Genomic DNA, 17,213 nt, shown 5'->3' with positions numbered 1-17,213 from the left:
AGCGCCTCGAAGAACCTCGCCTTCAGCACCTCAAAACCCATGATCCCCGCAACTCCCTGAACTCCAGGGTGTTGCGGGGATCAGTAGAACCGGCCCTCTGAGGCCGCCCACAGGGGCTTTTGCGTGTCTCCGCGTCCCGGAGTCCCGGAAGGCCGCCGGCTAGCGCCGTCCGCCCGTCAGGCCGCCGAAGAGCGTCCCGCCGTTGTTGCCGCCGTCCGGCTGGCCGGCGATCGTCTGGACGTTGATGACCCTGCCCGCTTCCACGGGGGTGCCCGCCGGGGGATCGGTGACCATGACGATCGCCTTGTCGTCCGTCGGACCCGCGATGACCTGGAGGCTCAGGCCCCGGCTCGCGAGTTCCTGCTTGGCCTGGGCGACGGTCCTGGTGATCAGCTGCGGGACCTGGGTCTGCTGCCCGGCCTTGGCGATCTGGATGTTGACCGTCGTGCCCACGGCGAGCTGCTCGCCCGGCTGGTACTGCTGCTGGACGACCGTCCTCGGCGGGGCACCCGGGGAGTCGACCTCCGTCTGGCTGCCGAGCTTGAGCTTGGCGTCGCTCAGCAGCTTGACGGCCTGCTCCCTGGTCTTTCCGATGAGGTCCGGCATATCGGACTTCGACGGCTCCTTGGCGACGGTCAGCGTGACGGTCGAGCCCTTCGGGGCCTTGCCGCCGCTCTTCGGGGTCTGGTCCAGGACGGTGCCGGCGGTCCGGTCGGACTCCTGGGTCTTCTTCTCGACCGCGAAGCCCTTGTCCTTGAGCGCCTTCTCCGCGTCCTCGAACTTCACGTTGAGGACGTCGGGCACGGCCACGTCCGGTGCGCCCGAGGAGACCTTGACCTTGACCGTGAAGCCCTTGTCGACCTTGGTGTCGGGCGCCGGGTTCTGCGAGCAGACGTTGCCCTTGGGCTGGTTGTCGCAGGCCTCGTCGGCTTCCTTCTCGACCTTGAGGCCGACGTTGTCACCCGTCTTCTGCGCCTGCTCGAAGGTCTCGCCGATGAGCTTGGGCACGCTGGGCCGGTTGTCGGCGCCACCGCTGAAGAGGGAGCGGCCGATGAGGATGGCGCCGACCAGGACGAGGATGCCGGCCGTGACGAGCAGGATCGTCGAGGCCTTGCTCTTCTTCTGGCGGCGGCCGTGGCCCTGGTCGTAGCCGCCCTGGCCCTGGTCCCCGTAGCCGTAGCCGCCGTCGCCCGGGGGCATCGGCGGGAGCATGGAGGTCTGGCCGGAGTCGGCGGCGCGCAGGGCGGTGGTGGGCTGGTCGTAGCCCTGGTGTCCGTAGCCGTGGCCCTGGTCGGGGTAGCCGTAGCCGGGCGTGCCCATGGCCGCGGCGGCGGCGACGGGCTGGCCCTCGAGGCAGGCCTCGATGTCGGCGCGCATCTCGTCGGCGGACTGGTAGCGGTAGTCGGGGTCCTTGACCAGCGCCTTCAACACGATCGCGTCCATCTCGGGCGTGATCTCGGGGTCGAAGTTCGACGGCGGCTGGGGTTCCTCGCGCACGTGCTGGTACGCGACGGCGACCGGGGAGTCGCCGATGAACGGCGGCCGGACGCTGAGGAGTTCGTACAGCAGGCAGCCCGCGGAGTAGAGGTCGGAGCGGGCGTCGACCTGCTCGCCCTTCGCCTGCTCCGGGGAGAGGTACTGGGCGGTGCCGATGACGGCCGCGGTCTGCGTCATGGTCATGCCGGAGTCGCCCATGGCGCGGGCGATGCCGAAGTCCATGACCTTGACCTGGCCGCTGCGGGTGAGCATGACGTTGGCGGGCTTGATGTCGCGGTGGACGATGCCGGCGCGGTGCGAGTACTCGAGGGCCTGGAGGATGCCGATGGTCATTTCCAGCGTGCGCTCGGGCAGCAGCTTGCGGCCGGAGTGCAGGAGCTCGCGCAGGGTGGAACCGTCGACGTACTCCATCACGATGTACGGGATGGAGATGTTGTCGACGTAGTCCTCGCCGGTGTCGTAGACCGCGACGATCGCCGGGTGGTTGAGCGACGCGGCCGACTGGGCCTCGCGCCGGAACCGGGCCTGGAAGGACGGGTCGCGGGCGAGATCGGCGCGCAGGGTCTTGACGGCGACGGTACGGCCGAGCCGGGTGTCGTGGGCGAGGTATACCTCGGCCATGCCACCGCGGCCGAGCACGTGGCTCAGCTCGTACCGGCCGCCGAGGCGACGCGGCTCTTCCATAACGTTGCAGCCCTCTCCGTCAGTCCCGACCGCACCCGTGTGTGGTCCGGCGGTGTGCTGTTCGCGCAAAGGCTACCGGCCGATCGTCGGTGATCGGTTCGTGACCACAGGCTGATACCGGACCGGTACCGTACGCTCGGATCCGGGCGGGAACAGTGATGTGGATCACCCCCGATACGGCTCTTTCGCCCCTGTCGGCCTTTGCGTTCCCCCGTCAGCCCTGGTTCTTCAGGACGGCTTCCATGACGGCCTTCGCGACGGGTGCCGCGAGGCCGCCACCGCTGATGTCCTCGCGGTCGGCGTCGCTGTCCTCGATGACGACGGCGACGGCGACCGGGGAGCCCTTGTCGGTCTTGGCGTAGGAGATGAACCAGGCGTAGGGGCGCTTGGCGTTCTTCTCGCCGTGCTGTGCGGTGCCGGTCTTGCCGCCGACGGTGACGCCCGGGATCTTCGCCTTGCCGCCGGTGCCGTTCTCGTTCTCGACGACGTTGACCATCATCTGCTGGAGCTTCTGCGCGTTGGCGGGGGAGAGCGGGCGGCTCATCTCCTGCGGCTCGTGCTTCTCGATGACGTCGAGGTTCGGGGCGGTGAGCTGGTCGACCATGTACGGCTTCATCAGCTTGCCGTCGTTGGCGACGGCCGCGGCGACCATCGCCATCTGGAGCGGGGTGGCGGCGGTGTTGTACTGGCCGATCGCGGAGAGCGAGTTGCTCGGCCGGTCCATGTTCTTGTCGTAGACGCTGGCGAACGCCCGGACCGGGGTGTCGATCTTGTCGTTGTTGAAGCCGAACTTCTGCGCGGTCTCCAGCATCTTGTCCTTCGTCACCTTGTCGGCGACGTTGGCGAAGACGGAGTTGCAGGACACCTGCAGCGCGAAGAGGAGGGTCGCCTTCTCGCAGCCCTTGGCGTGGTTGACCATCGGGGTCTTGGTCGTCGGCAGCAGGAACGGCTCGGGGGTGTCCGTCGGCGCGTTGATGTCGGTGACGACGCCGTGCTCGAGGGCGGCAGCGGCGGTGACGACCTTGAAGGTCGAGCCGGGCGGGTAGGTCTCGCGCAGGGCGCGGTTGACCAGCTTCTTCTCCGGGCTGTCCTTCAGCTCGACCCAGTTCTTCTCGTCGGTCTTGGAGTTGCCGGCGAAGAGGGACGGGTCGTACGAGGGGGTGCTGACCAGGGCCAGGATGGCTCCGGTGCGCGGGTCGATCGCCGCGACGGCGCCCGTCTTGTCGCCGAGCTTGTCGTAGGCGGCCTTCTGGACGTCCGGCATCAGCGTGGTGACGACGTTGCCGCCGGCCTTCTTCTCGCCGGTGAACATGCCGATCGTGCGGTCGAAGAACAGCCGGTCGTCGTTGCCGGTGAGGATCTTGTCCTCGAGGGACTCGAGCTGGGTGGAGCCGAAGGCCTGGGAGGCGTACCCGGTCACCGGTGCCCAGAGCGGGCCGGCGGTGTAGGTCCGCTTGTACTTGTAGTCGCTGCCGTCCGTGGTGTCGGAGCCGGTGATGGCCTGCCCGCCCGCGACGATGATGTTGCCGCGCTGGGTGGCGTACTGGGCGATCTGGACCCGGCGGTTCTCCTTGCGGGTGCTGAGCTCCTCGGCCTGGACGTACTGGAGCCAGTTGGTCCGGATCAGCAGGGCGAGGACGAGCAGCCCGCAGAAGATCGAGATGCGGCGCAGGGGCTTGTTCATGACGGGCGGACCACCTGGGTCATCTCGGAGTCGGGGGACGGTGCCGGGGCCGGGGCGGGGCGGCGTGCGGTGTCGCTGATCCGGATGAGGATCCCGATGAGGGCCCAGTTGGCGAGGACGGACGAGCCGCCGGACGCGAGGAAGGGCATGGTCATGCCGGTCAGGGGGATGAGGCCCATGACGCCGCCCGCGACCACGAAGATCTGCAGGGCGAAGGCGCCGGAGAGGCCGATGGCGAAGAGCTTGCCGAAGGGGTCGCGGGCGGCGAGGGCGGTGCGCACACCGCGCTCGATGATCAGGCCGTAGAGCAGGAGGAAGGCCATGACGCCCGCGAGGCCGAGCTCCTCGCCGACCGTGGCGAAGATGAAGTCGGAGTTGGCGGCGAATCCGATGAGGTCGGAATTGCCCTGCCCCCAGCCGGTGCCGAGGACCCCGCCGGAGCCGAAGCTCATGATCGACTGGCCGACCTGCTCACAGGCGCCCGACTTCGTGTAGCAGGCGAAGGGGTCGAGCCACGCGGTGACGCGGACCTTGACGTGGCTGGCGGTCGCGCCGACCACGGCGGCGCCGCCCACGCTCATGAGCAGGCCGATGACGATCCAGCTGGTGCGCTCGGTGGCTACGTACAGCATGATCACGAACATGCCGAAGAACAGCAGCGAGGTGCCGAGGTCGTTCTCGAAGACGAGGACGAGCAGGCTCATCGCCCAGATCATCAGGATGGGGCCGAGGTCGCGGCCGCGCGGCAGGTAGAGGCCCATGAAGCGGCGGCTGGCCAGGGCGAGGGCGTCGCGCTTCACCATGAGGTAGCCGGCGAAGAAGATCGCGATGACGATCTTCGCGAACTCACCGGGCTGGATGGAGAAGCCGCCGACGCTGATCCAGATCTTGGCGCCGAAGACGTCCGCGCCGAGGCCCGGGACGACCGGCAGGATCAGCAGGACCAGCGAGGCCGCCATGGAGATGTACGTGAAGCGCTGCAGCGTGCGGTGGTCCTTGAGCAGCAGCAGCACGCCCGCGAACAGGGCGATGGCCACCGCGGTGTACATCATCTGGCGGGGGGCCGACTCGGAGAAGTGGCCGGCGGTGCGCTTGGCCAGGTTCTGCAGCCGCTCGGACTGGTCGAGCCGCCAGATCAGGACGCAGCCGAGCCCGTTGAGCAGCGTGGCGATCGGCAGCAGCAGCGGGTCCGCGTACTTCGCGTAGCGGCGCACCACGAGGTGGGCGATGCCGGCGAGGACGGCGAGGCCGCCGCCGTACGCGAGCATGCCGGGCGGCAGCTTGCCGTGGATCGACAGGCCCACGTTGGCGTAGGCGAAGATCGGGATGACCACGGCGAAAGCGAGCAGCAGGAGCTCGGTGTTCCGCCGGCTCGGCAGCTCGATGGCGCCGATGGTGGTCGTGTTGGTGACAACGCTCATGGTGTGGCAGGCCCCCTGTGCCCGCGGGTGTGTACTACTGCTTGCCGCAGAGGCCGACCAGCGACTGCTCCGTGGGAGTCAGGCTGGGGCCGGGTGCTGGTGGGTTCTGCGCTTCCGCGGCGCGGCGTTCCTCGTCCTTCTTGCAGGCGGTGACCTGGACGCCGAGTTCGTCGATCTTCTGGCGGGCGCCGTCGAGGCTGGTTTCGGTGATGGTGGCCTCGACCAGCTTGCGCTTGAAGGGCGGCAGGTACTTCAGTTCGATGTCGGTGCGGTCGGTCTCCACCTTGGAGAGCTCCAGCGGGCCGAGGTTCTGGCTGATGCCGCGGAAGAGCGCGACGTGCTCGCCCTTGACGCCGATGTAGAACTGGGTCTGGGTCCAGCGCTGGGCGGCGTACAGGCCGCCTCCGACGACACCGGCGACGATCAGCAGGATCAGCGTCCGGGTGGTCCACTTGCGCCCTTTGCCGCGGCGCCGGCGGGGGTGGTCGTACGTGTCGTCGTAGCGGGAGTCGTCATCGTACGCGTCGGGTTCGCCGAAGGTGCCGTACGCGCCGCCGCCCTGGCTCTGGTCGGGGTATCCGTAGCCGGGGGCCTCGCCGCTGCCGGGAGGGCCGAAGGCACCGGCCGGCGGGGGGACTTGGCGGCCCAGGCCGGAGGCACGGCCCGCCGGGGTCTGCATGGCGTTGCCGCCGTCGAAGAGCTGGTGCTGGTTCTCGGCGACCGCGCCGACGACGACCGGGGTGTCGTTCAGCTGGGCGGCGAGGGTGTCGCCGCTGTCGGTGTCGAGGACGTCCGCGACGATGCAGGTGATGTTGTCCGGTCCGCCGCCGCGCAGGGCGAGTTGGATCAGCGCCTGCACGGTCTCGTGGGGGCCGTGGTAGCCGGCGAGCGTCTCTTCCAGGGTCTGGTGGGAGACGACGCCGGACAGGCCGTCGGAGCAGATGAGGTAGCGGTCGCCGGTGCGGACCTCGCGGACGGAGAGGTCGGGCTCGACGGTGTCACCGCTGCCGAGCGCCCGCATGAGGAGGGAGCGCTGCGGGTGGGTGGTGGCTTCCTCTTCGGTGATGCGGCCCTCGTCGACGAGGCGCTGCACCCAGGTGTGGTCCTGGGTGATCTGTGTGAGGACGCCGTCGCGGAGCAGGTAGGCGCGGGAGTCGCCGACGTGGACGAGTCCGAGGCGCTGTCCGGTCCACAGGAGCGCGGTCAGGGTGGTGCCCATGCCCTCGAGCTGGGCGTCCTCCTCGACCATGACGCGCAGTTGGTCGTTCGCGCGCTGCACGGCAGTGGCGAGCGAAGTGAGGATGTCGGAGCCCGGGACGTCGTCGTCGAGCTGCACCAGAGACGAGATCACCTCGGAGCTGGCGACCTCGCCGGCGGCCTGGCCGCCCATGCCGTCGGCGACGGCGAGGAGACGGGGACCGGCATAGCCGGAGTCCTCGTTGCCCTCGCGGATCATGCCCTTGTGGGATCCGGCGGCGAACCGCAGGGACAGACTCATGCGCACCTGCCCAGTCGACGCTTCGTCCGGGTACAACCGGTCTCGAGCCACACTGCCCACCCTCCGGTCGGGAGCGCGCTCGGGTCCGGGTCCTGGGTGGGCCGGACTACCGCGGCTCGCTCGCTCCGCTCGCTCATTCTCGTACTACTTCCGCAGCTCGATGACGGTCTTGCCGATGCGGATCGGGGCGCCCGGCGGAATGGGCGTCGGGGTGGTCAGCCGGGTCCGGTCGAGATACGTGCCGTTGGTGGACCCGAGATCCTCGACGATCCACTGGCCGTCACGGTCGGGGTAGATCCTGGCATGGCGGCTGGAGGCGTAGTCGTCGTCCAGCACGATCGTGGAGTCGTGGGCGCGGCCCAGCGTGATCGTCTGCCCGGCGAGGGCCACCGTGGTGCCCGTGAGGGTCCCCTCGGAGACGACGAGCTTGGTCGGCGCTCCGCGGCGCTGGCGCTGCTGCGGCGGCGCGGCGGCCTGCCGGCCCGGCTGCGCCGGCGCTCCGGGCGCGGCGCTGCCGCGGCGCGAGCCGCGCTGCGTGACGCGCGTACCGAAGAGGTCGCTGCGGATGACCTGAACGGCCACGATGACGAACAGCCACAGAACGGCCAGGAAACCCAACCGCATGACCGTCAGGGTCAGCTCTGACATTGCCCCCGCTTCACCCTTCGGCTTGCCGATAAATGATGGTGGTACTGCCCACGACGATCCGCGAGCCGTCGCGGAGCGTAGCGCGGGTGGTGTGCTGCCCGTCCACCACGATGCCGTTGGTGGACCCGAGATCCTGGATCGTCGAGGGCGTTCCGGTCCGGATCTCACAGTGCCGGCGCGATACGCCGGGGTCGTCGATCCGCACGTCGGCTTCGGTGCTTCGGCCGAGTACGAGCGTGGGGCGCGAGATCTGGTGGCGGGTGCCGTTGATCTCGATCCAGTGGCGCCGGGTGGCGCCTGCGGCGGGTACGGGGGCCGCCGGTCCGCCGGCGCCCGGCCGTCGCGCGGGTGCGCCCGGGGGCGGTCCGGCGGGCATGGGCGGTGCGGCGACCGGCGGGTAGCCGTAGCCGCCCTGCTGGTTCTGGGGGGCCTGCGGCTGCGCCTGGGAGGTGCTGGAGGCGAGCGTACGGCTGCGGACCCGGTAGAGCCCGGTGTCGAGGTCGTCGGCCTTCTCCAGGTGGACCTTGATCGGGCCCATGAAGCTGTAGCGCTGCTGCTTGGCGTAGTCGCGGACGAGGCCCGCGAGCTCGTCGCCGAGCTGCCCGGAGTAGGGGCTCAGTCGTTCGTAGTCGCCGGTGCTGAGCTCGACGATGAAGTCGTTGGGGACAACGGTCCGCTCGCGGTTCCAGATCGTCGCGTTGTTGTCGCACTCGCGCTGGAGCGCGCCGGCGATCTCGACGGGCTGGACCTCGGACTTGAACACCTTGGCGAAGGTGCCGTTCACCAGACCTTCGAGTCGCTGCTCGAACCGCTTCAGGACTCCCATGGGGCACCTCCTCCGTCGTTGTCGCCCTGTACTGCTTACTGATCGTATCCACGCGTGGCGGATTCGGCTGGTTCCCCCTGGGTCCCATGCGCAGGAGTGTTGGTCCTCACAAGGGATCGTAGGGGTGCTCAGGTGACAGTGTCCCGCACCGGGCGTGCGGTGCGGGAGGGGCATTCGGAGCCGGGTCGGCGGGCGTCGGGAAAGCGATGTGAATCCACCCCGTCCGACGTGCTAATCTTTCGACGTCGCCAGGGGAACGGCCCGAAAGGGAAGATCCACTGGGGTGCTGCTCGGGCGAGTGGCGGAACGGCAGACGCGCTGGCTTCAGGTGCCAGTGTCCTTCGGGACGTGGGGGTTCAAATCCCCCCTCGCCCACATCGACGAAACGGTCGTCATCGCGAAAGCGATGGCGGCCGTTTCGCTTTTCCCGTGCCCTGGTGGGGAGTTGATCAGGAGCGCGGTCGCCCATGCGGACGCCGGCGGGCCGATCCCACGTCGTGCGCGGGGAGTTGGGGGCCGCAACCGGAAACGGCCGCGGTCTCGGTCGTACGACTTTCGTCACGGAGGGCGCGACGAAAGAGAGCGGTCGGGCGGGCGTGCCGGTGTCTAGGGTCGGTCGCGTGGATGCGACGGCGAGGATGCGGGCGGGCTGGGACTGGCTGAGGGGCCCGGAGCCGTGGACCCGGCGGATGCTTGCGGGGGACCTGGTGCTCGCCGGGCTGCTCGTGCCGCTCGGCCTGGGGGTGGAGGAGCTCGACAACGGCAGCGTGCAGCGGATGCTGGGCAGCGCCGCGGCTGTGGTGCTGCTCACGTTGCTGCGACGCCGCCTGCCGGCGGTGACCCTGGTCGTGGCGGCGGCGGTGTCCCCGTTCCTGCCCGGCTCGTTCCTGGTCATGATCCTGCTGGGCTGGTCGGCAGGACGCCGGATCGTCGGGGTGGGCCGGGCGCTGACCGCGTTCACCCTGGCGTTCCTCGCCTCGGTCGGCTTCGGTGTGGTGCAGGCGTGGTCCGACCACCGGCCCGTGCTGGTGATCGTGTTCTCCACGCTGATGTTCCTCGCGATGACGGTGATGCCGGGTCTGGCCAGCCGGTACTGGTCGCAGCGCCGGACCCTGCTGCAGGCGCTCCAGGAGCGCAACGGGCAGCTGATGCGGGAGCGCGTGATGGTCGCCGGGCAGGCCCGGCTGCGGGAGCGCCAGCGGATCGCCCAGGACATGCACGACAGCCTGGGCCACCAGCTGGCGCTGATCTCCGTGCACACCGGCGCCCTGGAAGTGGACCCGAAGCTCACCGACCGCCAGCGCGAGGCCGTGGGGGTGCTCCGGCAGGCCTCGGTCACGGCGATGCACGAGCTGCGCGAGGTCGTCGGGATCCTGCGGGACGGCGTCGCGGCGCCGGTGCCGGTGGAGGAGCCCCGGCCCGCGGCGCGCGGGGTGGCCGGGATCGCCGGGATCGTCGAGGCGGCGCGGAGCGCGGGGACCGACGTGCGGATGGCCACGTCGGGGCGGCCGAGGCCGCTGGTCGCGGCGTGCGACCACGCGGCGTACCGGATCGTGCAGGAGGCGCTGACCAACGCGTACAAGCACGCCCCGGGGGCAGCGATCTCGGTGGAACTGCGGTACGAGGACGACTCCCTGGTGGTGGAGATCGCCAACGGGCCCGCGGCCGCCCCGGCCGCGGGCGAGGTGGTGTCGGGCGGGCAGGGGCTGACGGGGCTGCGCGAGCGGGCCCGGCTGGTCGGCGGGATGGTGCACGCGGGCACGGCCGAGGGCGACGGGTTCCGGGTGGCCGGGGTGCTGCCGTACGGGACGGAGCCGGCGGGGGTGGCGGACATCGCCGACGACTTCGGGCAGCAGGCACAGGCTCTGGGGCTCGCGACGGCGCCGCCGATGGACTGGGCGGCGGTGGACCGGGAGCTTGCCGTACGCAGGCGCAGCCGGACCGGGGGCGTTGCGATGGGCTGCGGGATCGTCTTCGCGGCGGTGGTGCTGCTGGTGATCATGGCCGGGGCCGGGATGGTGCTGCTGATGGGCTCCGCGGGCAACGCGATGATCAGCCGGGACGACTACGACAAGGTGCGGGTGGGCGAGTCGGAGGAGGCGGTCCGCAACCGGCTGCCCGACGGCGAGAGCTTCCTCACCACGGGACTGGACCGGAAGGGGCCGGAGCGGCCGGAGGGCACGCGGTGTCTGGCGCTGCTGTCGTCGGAGGACTCCGGGCTGGCCACCGATACCGTTTTCCGGTTCTGCTTCAAGGGCGGCAAGCTCGTCGACAAGCAGGCGTACGAGGTCGAGCAGTAGGAGCGCGGGTGACAGCCAAGGTGATCCGAGTGGTGATCGCTGACGACGAGCCGCTGATCAGGGCCGGGATCAGGATGATCCTGACCTCGGCTCCGGACATCGAGGTCGTCGCGGAGGCGGCGAACGGCCGCGAGGCCGTGGACCTGGCCCGCGCGCACACGCCTGACGTGATGCTGCTGGACATCCAGATGCCGGTGATGGACGGGCTGACCGCGCTCGGCGAGCTGGGGCGGGCGGCCCCGGAGGTCCGGGCACTGATCCTGACCACCTTCGGGGAGAGGGAGAACGTGCTGCGGGCGCTCGGCTCGGGCGGCGCGGGGTTCCTGCTGAAGGATTCCGCGCCGGGCGAGCTGATCGGCGCGGTGCGGGCGGCCGCGGCCGGGGACGCGTACCTCTCGCCGGGGGCCACCCGGCACGTGGTCGACCAGCTGGCCTCGGGGCAGGCCGCGGGGCGCGGCGAGGAGGCCCGGCGGCGGGTGGCGGAGCTGAGCGAGCGCGAGCGCGGGGTGCTGGCGCTGCTGGGCGAGGGGCTGTCCAACGCGGACGCGGGCCGGCGGCTGCACATGAGCGAGGCCACGGTGAAGACGTACGTGAGCCGGATCCTGTCGAAGCTGGGCTGCGAGAACCGGGTTCAGGCCGCCCTGCTGGCCAGGGACGCCGGGCTGTAGATACGGTCGTGCCGCATTGATGATGTTGGCCGGGACAGTACGACGGGTACGGGTGGGGGCGGCGCAGATGGTGGCGGTACCGGGGCAGCGGGTTGCGGAGCCGGACGGGACGACGAGCGGTACGACGGACGAGGCGCCGCGCGGCGGGCGGATACCCGCCGTCGAGGGGTTTGCGGCGCGGGTCGTGGCGGGCTCGCCCAAGGCGGCCGGCAAGGCGCTGCGCACGCGGGTGCCGCGCTCGGCGCACGCGCACTTCGAGGCGCCGGCCGGGCGGCCGGACGCGGTGCAGGCCGTGGAGGAGTCCAACGTCGGGCGGGTCGCAGAGCTGGCGCCGATCCGGGTGGGCCGGATGGCGGCGAACCCCTTCGCGTTCCTGCGCGGATCGGCCGGGCTGATGGCGCACGACCTGTCCGGCGGCCCGGTGACCGGGGTCGGCGCGCAGATATGCGGCGATGCCCATGCGGCGAATTTCGGTCTGTACGGGGATGCCCGCGGCCGGCTCGTCATCGACCTGAACGACTTCGACGAGACGGTGTTCGGCCCGTGGGAGTGGGACGTGAAGCGGCTGGCGACCTCGCTGGTCCTGGCCGGGCGGGTGGCCGGCGCGGACGAGGACACCTGCCGGGCCGCGGCGCACGACGCGGTGGGCGCGTACCGCCGGACCATGCGGCTGCTGGCCAAGCTGCCGGCGCTGGACGCCTGGAACGCCATCGCGGACGAGGAGCTCGTCTCGCACACCGACGCCCGGGACCTGCTGGGCACGCTGGAGCGGGTCTCGGAGAAGGCCCGCAACAACACCTCGGCGCGGTTCGCCGCCAAGTCCACCGAGGCCGGACCCGACGGCGGCCGGCACTTCGTCGACGCCCTGCCGGTGCTGCGCCGGGTCGGCGACGCGGAGGCGGCGGCCGTGGCGGCCTCGCTGGGCCCGTACCTGAAGACCCTCCAGGGGGACCGGCTGCCGCTGCTGGCCCGGTACGCGATCCACGACGTGGCCTTCCGGGTCGTGGGCACCGGGAGCGTCGGCACCCGCTCGTACGTGGTGCTGCTGCTGGACCACCGGGGCGAGCCGCTGGTGCTCCAGGTCAAGGAGGCGCGGCCGTCCGTGCTGCTGCCGCACCTGCCCGCGCTGGGCTTCGCGTCCCCGGTCGAGGAGCACGAGGGCCGCCGGGTGGTGGCCGGGCAGAAGCGGATGCAGGTGGTCTCCGACATCCTGCTGGGCTGGACCACGGTGGAGGGGCGGCCGTACCAGGTGCGGCAGTTCCGCAACCGCAAGGGCAGCGTGGACCCGGCGGCGCTGGCCGCCGACCAGATCGACGACTACGGGCGCATGACCGGTGCCCTGCTGGCCCGCGCGCACGCGCACAGCGCCGATCCGCGGCTGCTGGCCGGGTACTGCGGCAAGAACGACGAGCTGGACGAGGCGATGGCCACGTTCGCGGTGGCGTACGCCGACCGGAGCGAGGCCGACCACGCGCACCTGGTGGCGGCCGTGCGGTCCGGGCGGATCGCGGCGGAGGCCGGGGTCTGAGCGGTCAGGGTCCGGGGCCGGGGGTCCGTACGTGGGTCAGGGCCCCGGGTCACGGCCCCGGGTCACGGTCCCGGGTCACGGTCCCGGGTCACGGTCCCGGGTCAGGGCCCCGGGTCACGGTCCCGGGTCACGGTCCCGGGTCAGGGCCCCGGGTCACGGTCCCGGGTCACGGTCCCGGGTCACGGTCCCGGGTCACGGTCCCGGGTCACGGTCCCGGGTCAGGGCCCCGGGTCACGGTCCCGGGTCGATGTTTCACGTGAAACGTGGACCGGGGCGGACCGGCCTTAGGCTGGCCGGGTGAGCGAGCAGCAGACTGAAGAGACCGGCGACGAGCGTCCCGAGGCGCGCCTGGAGCGGGCCGTGCGGGCCGCCGAGCAGGCGCTGATCGAGTTCGAGATCGCAGTGGAGACCTTCCGGGTGGAGGTGGAGAACTTCTCCCGGCTGCACCACCAGAAGCTCGGGCCGATGTACTCCCGGCTCGACGAGCTGGATGCGCTGATCGCCGAGGCGAAGGCGGCGCGCAGCGGTGATGCCGAGGATCTGCGACGGGCCCGGGACGCCCGCTCGCTGGTGATGCCGATGCCCGGGGTGGACGAGCTGTTCCACGACTGGATGGGTTCGCAGGGCATCTCCGACGACGCGTCCGCGATGCTCACCGACCGGCCGGTGCGGCCTCCGGAGCGGGTGCGGCCGACGGAGGAGGTACGCCGGCTCTACCGCGAGCTGGTCCGTCAGGCGCACCCGGATCTCGCCCGGGACGAAGCCGAGCGGGAGCGGCGCGATGCGTTCATCGCGCGGGTCAACGCCGCGTACGCGCGGGGCGAGGAGCAGGCGCTGCGCGAGCTGGCCGAGGAGTGGGCGGCGGGTCCCGTGCCGGAGGCCGTGCGGCAGCTGAACGAGAGCGAGGAGCTGTACGCCCGGCTGGAGTGGCTGGCGCGGCGCAAGGAGCTGCTGTCGGCGTTGGCGCGGGAGCTGGAGGACAGCGCGATCGGGTCGATGCTGCGGATGGCGCCGGAGGATCCGGACCGGCTGCTGGAGGAGATCGCGGAGCAGCTGCTCGCCCAGGTGTCCGAGCGGGAGTCGGAGCTGGCGGAGCTCGCCGCTCCGTGATCCCGGCGGAGCGTGATGCAGGGCCGGGCGGCGTCCACCGGGGTGGTCGGGCGGCGTCCGATAGGTTGGAATTCAGATCTGCGATGAGAGAAGGCGACGTATGAACTTCGGACCGCTTCCCTCGGTGGACGCCGCCGCGGTGCCCTCCGAAGGCTTTGTCCTTGACGTCCGCGAGGACGACGAATGGGCTGCCGGACACGTGGCAGGCGCCCTGCACATCCCGATGAGCGACTTCGTGGCCCGCTTCGGTGAGCTGACGGAGGCCGTCGAGGACGGCCGCCGGGTGCACGTGATGTGCCGGGTCGGCGGGCGTTCCGCGCAGGTCACCCAGTACCTGGTGCGCCAGGAGATCGACGCCGTGAACGTCGACGGCGGGATGCAGGCGTGGGAGAGCGCCGGGCGCCCCATGGTGACGGACAACGGGAGCCCGGCCTTCGTGCTCTAGCCGAGCTCTAGCCGGCCGTCACGCGAGGGGGTGGGCGGCCAGCAGGTCGCCCAGGGCCTCCTCGTGCGCCGCGGCCGGGCCGAGCTGGAGCTCCAGCTGCTTGGCCCACGCGTGGTAGCGGTGCAGCGGGTAGTCGGTGTCGGCGCCGAAGCCGCCGTGCAGGTGCTGTGCCGTCTGCACGACCCGGCGTACCCCATCCGAGGCCCAGATCTTGGCGACGGCGACGTCCCCGGCGCTCGGCAGCGGGCCGCCGGCTCCGCCGGTCGCCGCGTCGAGCCGCCAGGCGGCCTGCCACAGGGTGACCTCCATGGCGCGCAGGTCGATGTAGCGGTCGGCGGCCTGGACGGCGACGGCCTGGAAGGTGGCCACCGGGAAGCCGAACTGCTCGCGCTTGCCGGTGTATTGGCTGGTCATGGCGAGGACTCCCGTGCCGAGCCCGAGGGCCAGGGCGCAGGTCCCGGTGGCGAGGAGCTGGCGGAGCCGCTCCCAGGCGCCCGGGGTGTCGATGAGATGCGTCGCGGGCACCCGTACGCCGTCCAGGGCGAGTTCGGCGAGCCGTTCCCCGCTGGTGGAGACCTGGTCGGCCAGGGTGAGGCCCTCGGCGGTGCGCGGGACGAGCGCGAGGACGGCCTCGCCCTCGCCGGTGTGGGCCGGTACGGCGATCCAGTCGGCGCCGTGCGCCCACGGGACGGCCGTCTGGAGGCCGTCGAGGGTCCACTGAGTGCCCTCGCGGCGGGCGGTGACGGCGAGTTCCGCGGGATCGTGGCCGCTGCGGCCGTGGGCGGCCGAGGTGAGGACGAGCGTCCCGCGCCCGGCGCCGGGCAGCAGGGCGGAGGCCAGTTCGGGGCTGCCGTGGGCCTGGACGGCCATGGCGGTGGCGCAGTGCTCCAGCAGGGGAACCCGGGCCAGCACCTTCGCCGCCTCGCGCAGCACCAGGCACAGGGCGATCGCGTCGAGGCCCGCGCCGCCGTGCTCCTCGGCGAGGACCAGGCTCAGCAGGTCGGACGCGGCGAGCTTGGCCCACAGCGGCCGGTCGAAGTCCTCGGCGACGGCCCCCGGGGTCAGCGCGGGGCTGGGCACGCCGTCCGGGGCGACGTCCGCGAAGACGGCCTTCGCCGCCTCGACGGCGGCCTGCTGCTCCTCGGTGAAGGTGAAGTCCACTGCCTGTCCTCCCGTGCGCACCGGATCCCGGTCAGGCCCGGTCCGGGCCTGACGGTGCGTCAAGATAGAACAGGTTCTTGAAGAAGCACAGGAGTGCGGCCTCAGCGGTCGAAGTCGATCTCCACTTCCTCGGTCACCGCGTGCGACTGGCAGGCCAGCACGAATCCGGCCTCCGTCTCCTCCGACTCCAGCGCGAAGTTCCGGTCCATCCGGACCTCCCCCGTGACCAGGAACGCCCGGCAGGTGCCGCACACCCCGCCCTTGCAGGCGTACGGGGCGTCCGCGCGGTTGCGCAGCACGGCGTCCAGCAGGGACTCCCCGTCGCGGACCGGCCAGGTCCCGGAGCGCCCGTCGAGGCGGGCCGTGACCCGTACGTCGGAAAGGGCCGCGGCGGGGGCCGGCGGCGCTGTGTCCTCGACGTGGAAGATCTCCTCGTGGATCCGGGTCCGGACGACGCCGAGCGTGCCCAGTGCCCGCTCCGCGCCCACGACCAGCCCGTACGGGCCGCACAGGAACCACCCCGTCACGTCCGCGACCGGCAGCAGGGCGGGCAGCAGGGCCTTCAGCCGCTCCTCGTCGAGGCGGCCGGACGGCAGCCCGGCCTCCTGCTCCTCCCGGGACAGGACCGTCACCAGCTGGAACCGGTCGGGGAAGCGGTCCTTGAGGTCGGCGACCTCGTCCAGGAACATCGTCGACGCCGCGGTGCGGTCGCTGCGGACCAGGCAGAACCGGGCGTCGGGCCGCGCCGCCAGCAGCGAGGCGGCGATCGACAGCACCGGGGTGATCCCGCTGCCGCCGACGATCGCCGCGTAGTGCCCGGCGGCCGGAGCGGCGGCCGGCTCCAGGACGAACCGCCCGGCCGGAACCATCACGTCCAGCACGTCCCCGGCGGCGATCTCCTTGTGGGCGAACGTGGAGAACTCGCCGCCCTCCACCAGCCGCACGCCCACCCGCAGCGCCGCCGGGCCGGAGCCCGCGGGGTCCGGGGCGGGGGAGCAGATCGAGTACGTACGGCGGATCTCTTCGCCCTCGGGGGTGACGCGGCGCAGCGTGAGGTGCTGGCCGGGGGCGTGCAGGTACTCGCCGCACAGCTCCGCGGGGACGCGCAGGGTCAGCGCCACGGAGTCGTCGGTGAGCCGGTCGACCGCCGCCACCGTCAGCGGGTGGAAGGCGCCGTGGCGCGCGGGGCGCCCGGAGCCCGACGTGGGCGACGGCGTGGACGCGGCCATCTACAGCTCCTTGAAGTGGTCGAACGGTTCACGGCAGGCGGTGCAGCGGCGCAGCGCCTTGCATGCGGTGGAGGAGAACCGGCTGAGCAGTTCGGTGTCGGTCGATCCGCAGTTCGGGCAGCGGACCGAGAGGGTGAGCGGGACCGGCCCGCCGGCCGCGTGCGGGCGCGGCGGGGCGATGCCGAACTCGGCGAGCTTGCGCCGGCCCTCGGCGCTGATGTCGTCGGTCGACCAGGCCGGGGCGAGGACGGTGCGCACCCGCACGTCCGGAATGCCGTGGCCGGTCAGGACCCGCTCGATGTCGGCGGACATGGCCTCGATGGCGGGGCAGCCGGTGTAGGTCGGGGTGAGGGTGACCTCGACGTGGCCGTCCTCGTGCATCCGCACGCCGCGCATCACGCCGAGCTCGGCGAGGGTGAGCACGGGCAGCTCGGGGTCGGGCACGGAGCCGGCGACCTCGGCCAGCTCGGCCTCCAGGCGGGTCATGGCCTCGGCGCCGTCCGCCGGGGCCACG

14 protein-coding genes and 1 tRNA gene are annotated in these 17,213 nt (G+C 71.7%); 6 read left to right on the top strand and 9 right to left on the bottom strand.

Annotation, left to right across the window (positions count from 1 at the left end):
- Positions 1–159: 159 nt before the first annotated feature.
- The 6 genes from pknB to AB0I68_RS06685 form a co-directional block, all read right to left on the bottom strand.
- Complete coding sequence (gene pknB, locus AB0I68_RS06710) at positions 160–2,181, bottom strand: Stk1 family PASTA domain-containing Ser/Thr kinase (protein WP_363176103.1); 2,022 nt, start codon at positions 2,179–2,181, stop codon at positions 160–162.
- A gap of 214 nt (positions 2,182–2,395) precedes the next feature.
- Complete coding sequence (locus tag AB0I68_RS06705) at positions 2,396–3,865, bottom strand: penicillin-binding protein 2 (protein WP_363176102.1); 1,470 nt, start codon at positions 3,863–3,865, stop codon at positions 2,396–2,398.
- Positions 3,862–5,286: an FtsW/RodA/SpoVE family cell cycle protein gene (locus AB0I68_RS06700; protein WP_363176101.1), complete on the bottom strand. Its 1,425-nt coding sequence runs from the start codon at positions 5,284–5,286 to the stop codon at positions 3,862–3,864. Before AB0I68_RS06700 ends, AB0I68_RS06705 begins: the two co-directional genes overlap by 4 nt.
- Before the next feature lie 34 nt (positions 5,287–5,320).
- The gene (locus AB0I68_RS06695; RefSeq protein ID WP_363176100.1) at positions 5,321–6,784 is read right to left on the bottom strand and encodes a Stp1/IreP family PP2C-type Ser/Thr phosphatase; all 1,464 of its coding nucleotides are present in this window, start codon (positions 6,782–6,784) and stop codon (positions 5,321–5,323) included.
- Between the two features lie 144 nt (positions 6,785–6,928).
- On the bottom strand, positions 6,929–7,432 hold the full coding sequence (locus AB0I68_RS06690; RefSeq protein ID WP_363176098.1) for an FHA domain-containing protein: 504 nt from the start codon (positions 7,430–7,432) through the stop codon (positions 6,929–6,931).
- Between the two features lie 10 nt (positions 7,433–7,442).
- Positions 7,443–8,258 (bottom strand): DUF3662 and FHA domain-containing protein, encoded by an 816-nt coding sequence (locus AB0I68_RS06685; protein ID WP_363176097.1) that lies wholly within the window; start codon positions 8,256–8,258, stop codon positions 7,443–7,445.
- Positions 8,259–8,550: 292 nt separating this feature from the next.
- On the opposite strand from AB0I68_RS06685, the gene AB0I68_RS06680 reads away from it, so the two are divergent.
- From AB0I68_RS06680 to AB0I68_RS06655, 6 genes are all read left to right on the top strand, one after another.
- Positions 8,551–8,633: transfer RNA gene (locus AB0I68_RS06680), tRNA-Leu, on the top strand.
- A gap of 263 nt (positions 8,634–8,896) precedes the next feature.
- Positions 8,897–10,558 carry a histidine kinase gene (locus AB0I68_RS06675; protein ID WP_363176120.1) on the top strand — a complete coding sequence of 554 codons (1,662 nt, stop codon included), beginning with the start codon at positions 8,897–8,899 and terminating at the stop codon, positions 10,556–10,558.
- Between the two features lie 20 nt (positions 10,559–10,578).
- Positions 10,579–11,226: a response regulator transcription factor gene (locus AB0I68_RS06670; RefSeq protein WP_363176119.1), complete on the top strand. Its 648-nt coding sequence runs from the start codon at positions 10,579–10,581 to the stop codon at positions 11,224–11,226.
- A 67-nt stretch (positions 11,227–11,293) separates the two neighbouring features.
- Positions 11,294–12,754 (top strand): DUF2252 domain-containing protein, encoded by a 1,461-nt coding sequence (locus tag AB0I68_RS06665; protein WP_363176095.1) that lies wholly within the window; start codon positions 11,294–11,296, stop codon positions 12,752–12,754.
- Positions 12,755–13,051: 297 nt separating this feature from the next.
- Positions 13,052–13,864: a J domain-containing protein gene (locus tag AB0I68_RS06660; protein ID WP_363176094.1), complete on the top strand. Its 813-nt coding sequence runs from the start codon at positions 13,052–13,054 to the stop codon at positions 13,862–13,864.
- A gap of 100 nt (positions 13,865–13,964) precedes the next feature.
- Complete coding sequence (locus tag AB0I68_RS06655; protein ID WP_363176093.1) at positions 13,965–14,309, top strand: rhodanese-like domain-containing protein; 345 nt, start codon at positions 13,965–13,967, stop codon at positions 14,307–14,309.
- Between the two features lie 18 nt (positions 14,310–14,327).
- Here the strand turns inward: AB0I68_RS06655 and AB0I68_RS06650 are convergent, their stop codons facing one another.
- The 3 genes from AB0I68_RS06650 to paaD all read right to left on the bottom strand — a co-directional run bounded on the left by AB0I68_RS06650 (position 14,328) and on the right by paaD (position 17,185).
- Positions 14,328–15,470: an acyl-CoA dehydrogenase family protein gene (locus AB0I68_RS06650; protein ID WP_363176092.1), complete on the bottom strand. Its 1,143-nt coding sequence runs from the start codon at positions 15,468–15,470 to the stop codon at positions 14,328–14,330.
- Between the two features lie 101 nt (positions 15,471–15,571).
- A complete protein-coding gene (locus AB0I68_RS06645) occupies positions 15,572–16,699 on the bottom strand; it encodes a 2Fe-2S iron-sulfur cluster-binding protein (protein WP_363176091.1) in 1,128 nt (375 codons plus the stop codon).
- Complete coding sequence (gene paaD, locus AB0I68_RS06640; protein ID WP_363176118.1) at positions 16,700–17,185, bottom strand: 1,2-phenylacetyl-CoA epoxidase subunit PaaD; 486 nt, start codon at positions 17,183–17,185, stop codon at positions 16,700–16,702. It abuts the gene before it with no gap.
- Positions 17,186–17,213 lie beyond the last annotated feature (28 nt).

Origin of the sequence: Streptomyces sp. NPDC050448 (assembly GCF_040655295.1) — a bacterium.
Taxonomy (GTDB): domain Bacteria; phylum Actinomycetota; class Actinomycetes; order Streptomycetales; family Streptomycetaceae; genus Streptomyces.
This window is presented reverse-complemented; position numbering and strand designations above follow the sequence as displayed.

What these genes read in the sequence shown, in the direction of transcription:
- pknB (WP_363176103.1), bottom strand. Translation starts at nt 2,181, where the DNA reads ATGGAAGAGCCGCGTCGCCTCGGCGGCCGGTACGAGCTGAGCCACGTG.
- AB0I68_RS06705 (WP_363176102.1), bottom strand. Translation starts at nt 3,865, where the DNA reads ATGAACAAGCCCCTGCGCCGCATCTCGATCTTCTGCGGGCTGCTCGTC.
- AB0I68_RS06700 (WP_363176101.1), bottom strand. Translation starts at nt 5,286, where the DNA reads ATGAGCGTTGTCACCAACACGACCACCATCGGCGCCATCGAGCTGCCG.
- AB0I68_RS06695 (WP_363176100.1), bottom strand. Translation starts at nt 6,784, where the DNA reads ATGAGTCTGTCCCTGCGGTTCGCCGCCGGATCCCACAAGGGCATGATC.
- AB0I68_RS06690 (WP_363176098.1), bottom strand. Translation starts at nt 7,432, where the DNA reads ATGTCAGAGCTGACCCTGACGGTCATGCGGTTGGGTTTCCTGGCCGTT.
- AB0I68_RS06685 (WP_363176097.1), bottom strand. Translation starts at nt 8,258, where the DNA reads ATGGGAGTCCTGAAGCGGTTCGAGCAGCGACTCGAAGGTCTGGTGAAC.
- AB0I68_RS06675 (WP_363176120.1), top strand. Translation starts at nt 8,897, where the DNA reads ATGCGGGCGGGCTGGGACTGGCTGAGGGGCCCGGAGCCGTGGACCCGG.
- AB0I68_RS06665 (WP_363176095.1), top strand. Translation starts at nt 11,294, where the DNA reads ATGGTGGCGGTACCGGGGCAGCGGGTTGCGGAGCCGGACGGGACGACG.
- AB0I68_RS06655 (WP_363176093.1), top strand. Translation starts at nt 13,965, where the DNA reads ATGAACTTCGGACCGCTTCCCTCGGTGGACGCCGCCGCGGTGCCCTCC.
- AB0I68_RS06645 (WP_363176091.1), bottom strand. Translation starts at nt 16,699, where the DNA reads ATGGCCGCGTCCACGCCGTCGCCCACGTCGGGCTCCGGGCGCCCCGCG.
- paaD (WP_363176118.1), bottom strand. Translation starts at nt 17,185, where the DNA reads ATGACCCGCCTGGAGGCCGAGCTGGCCGAGGTCGCCGGCTCCGTGCCC.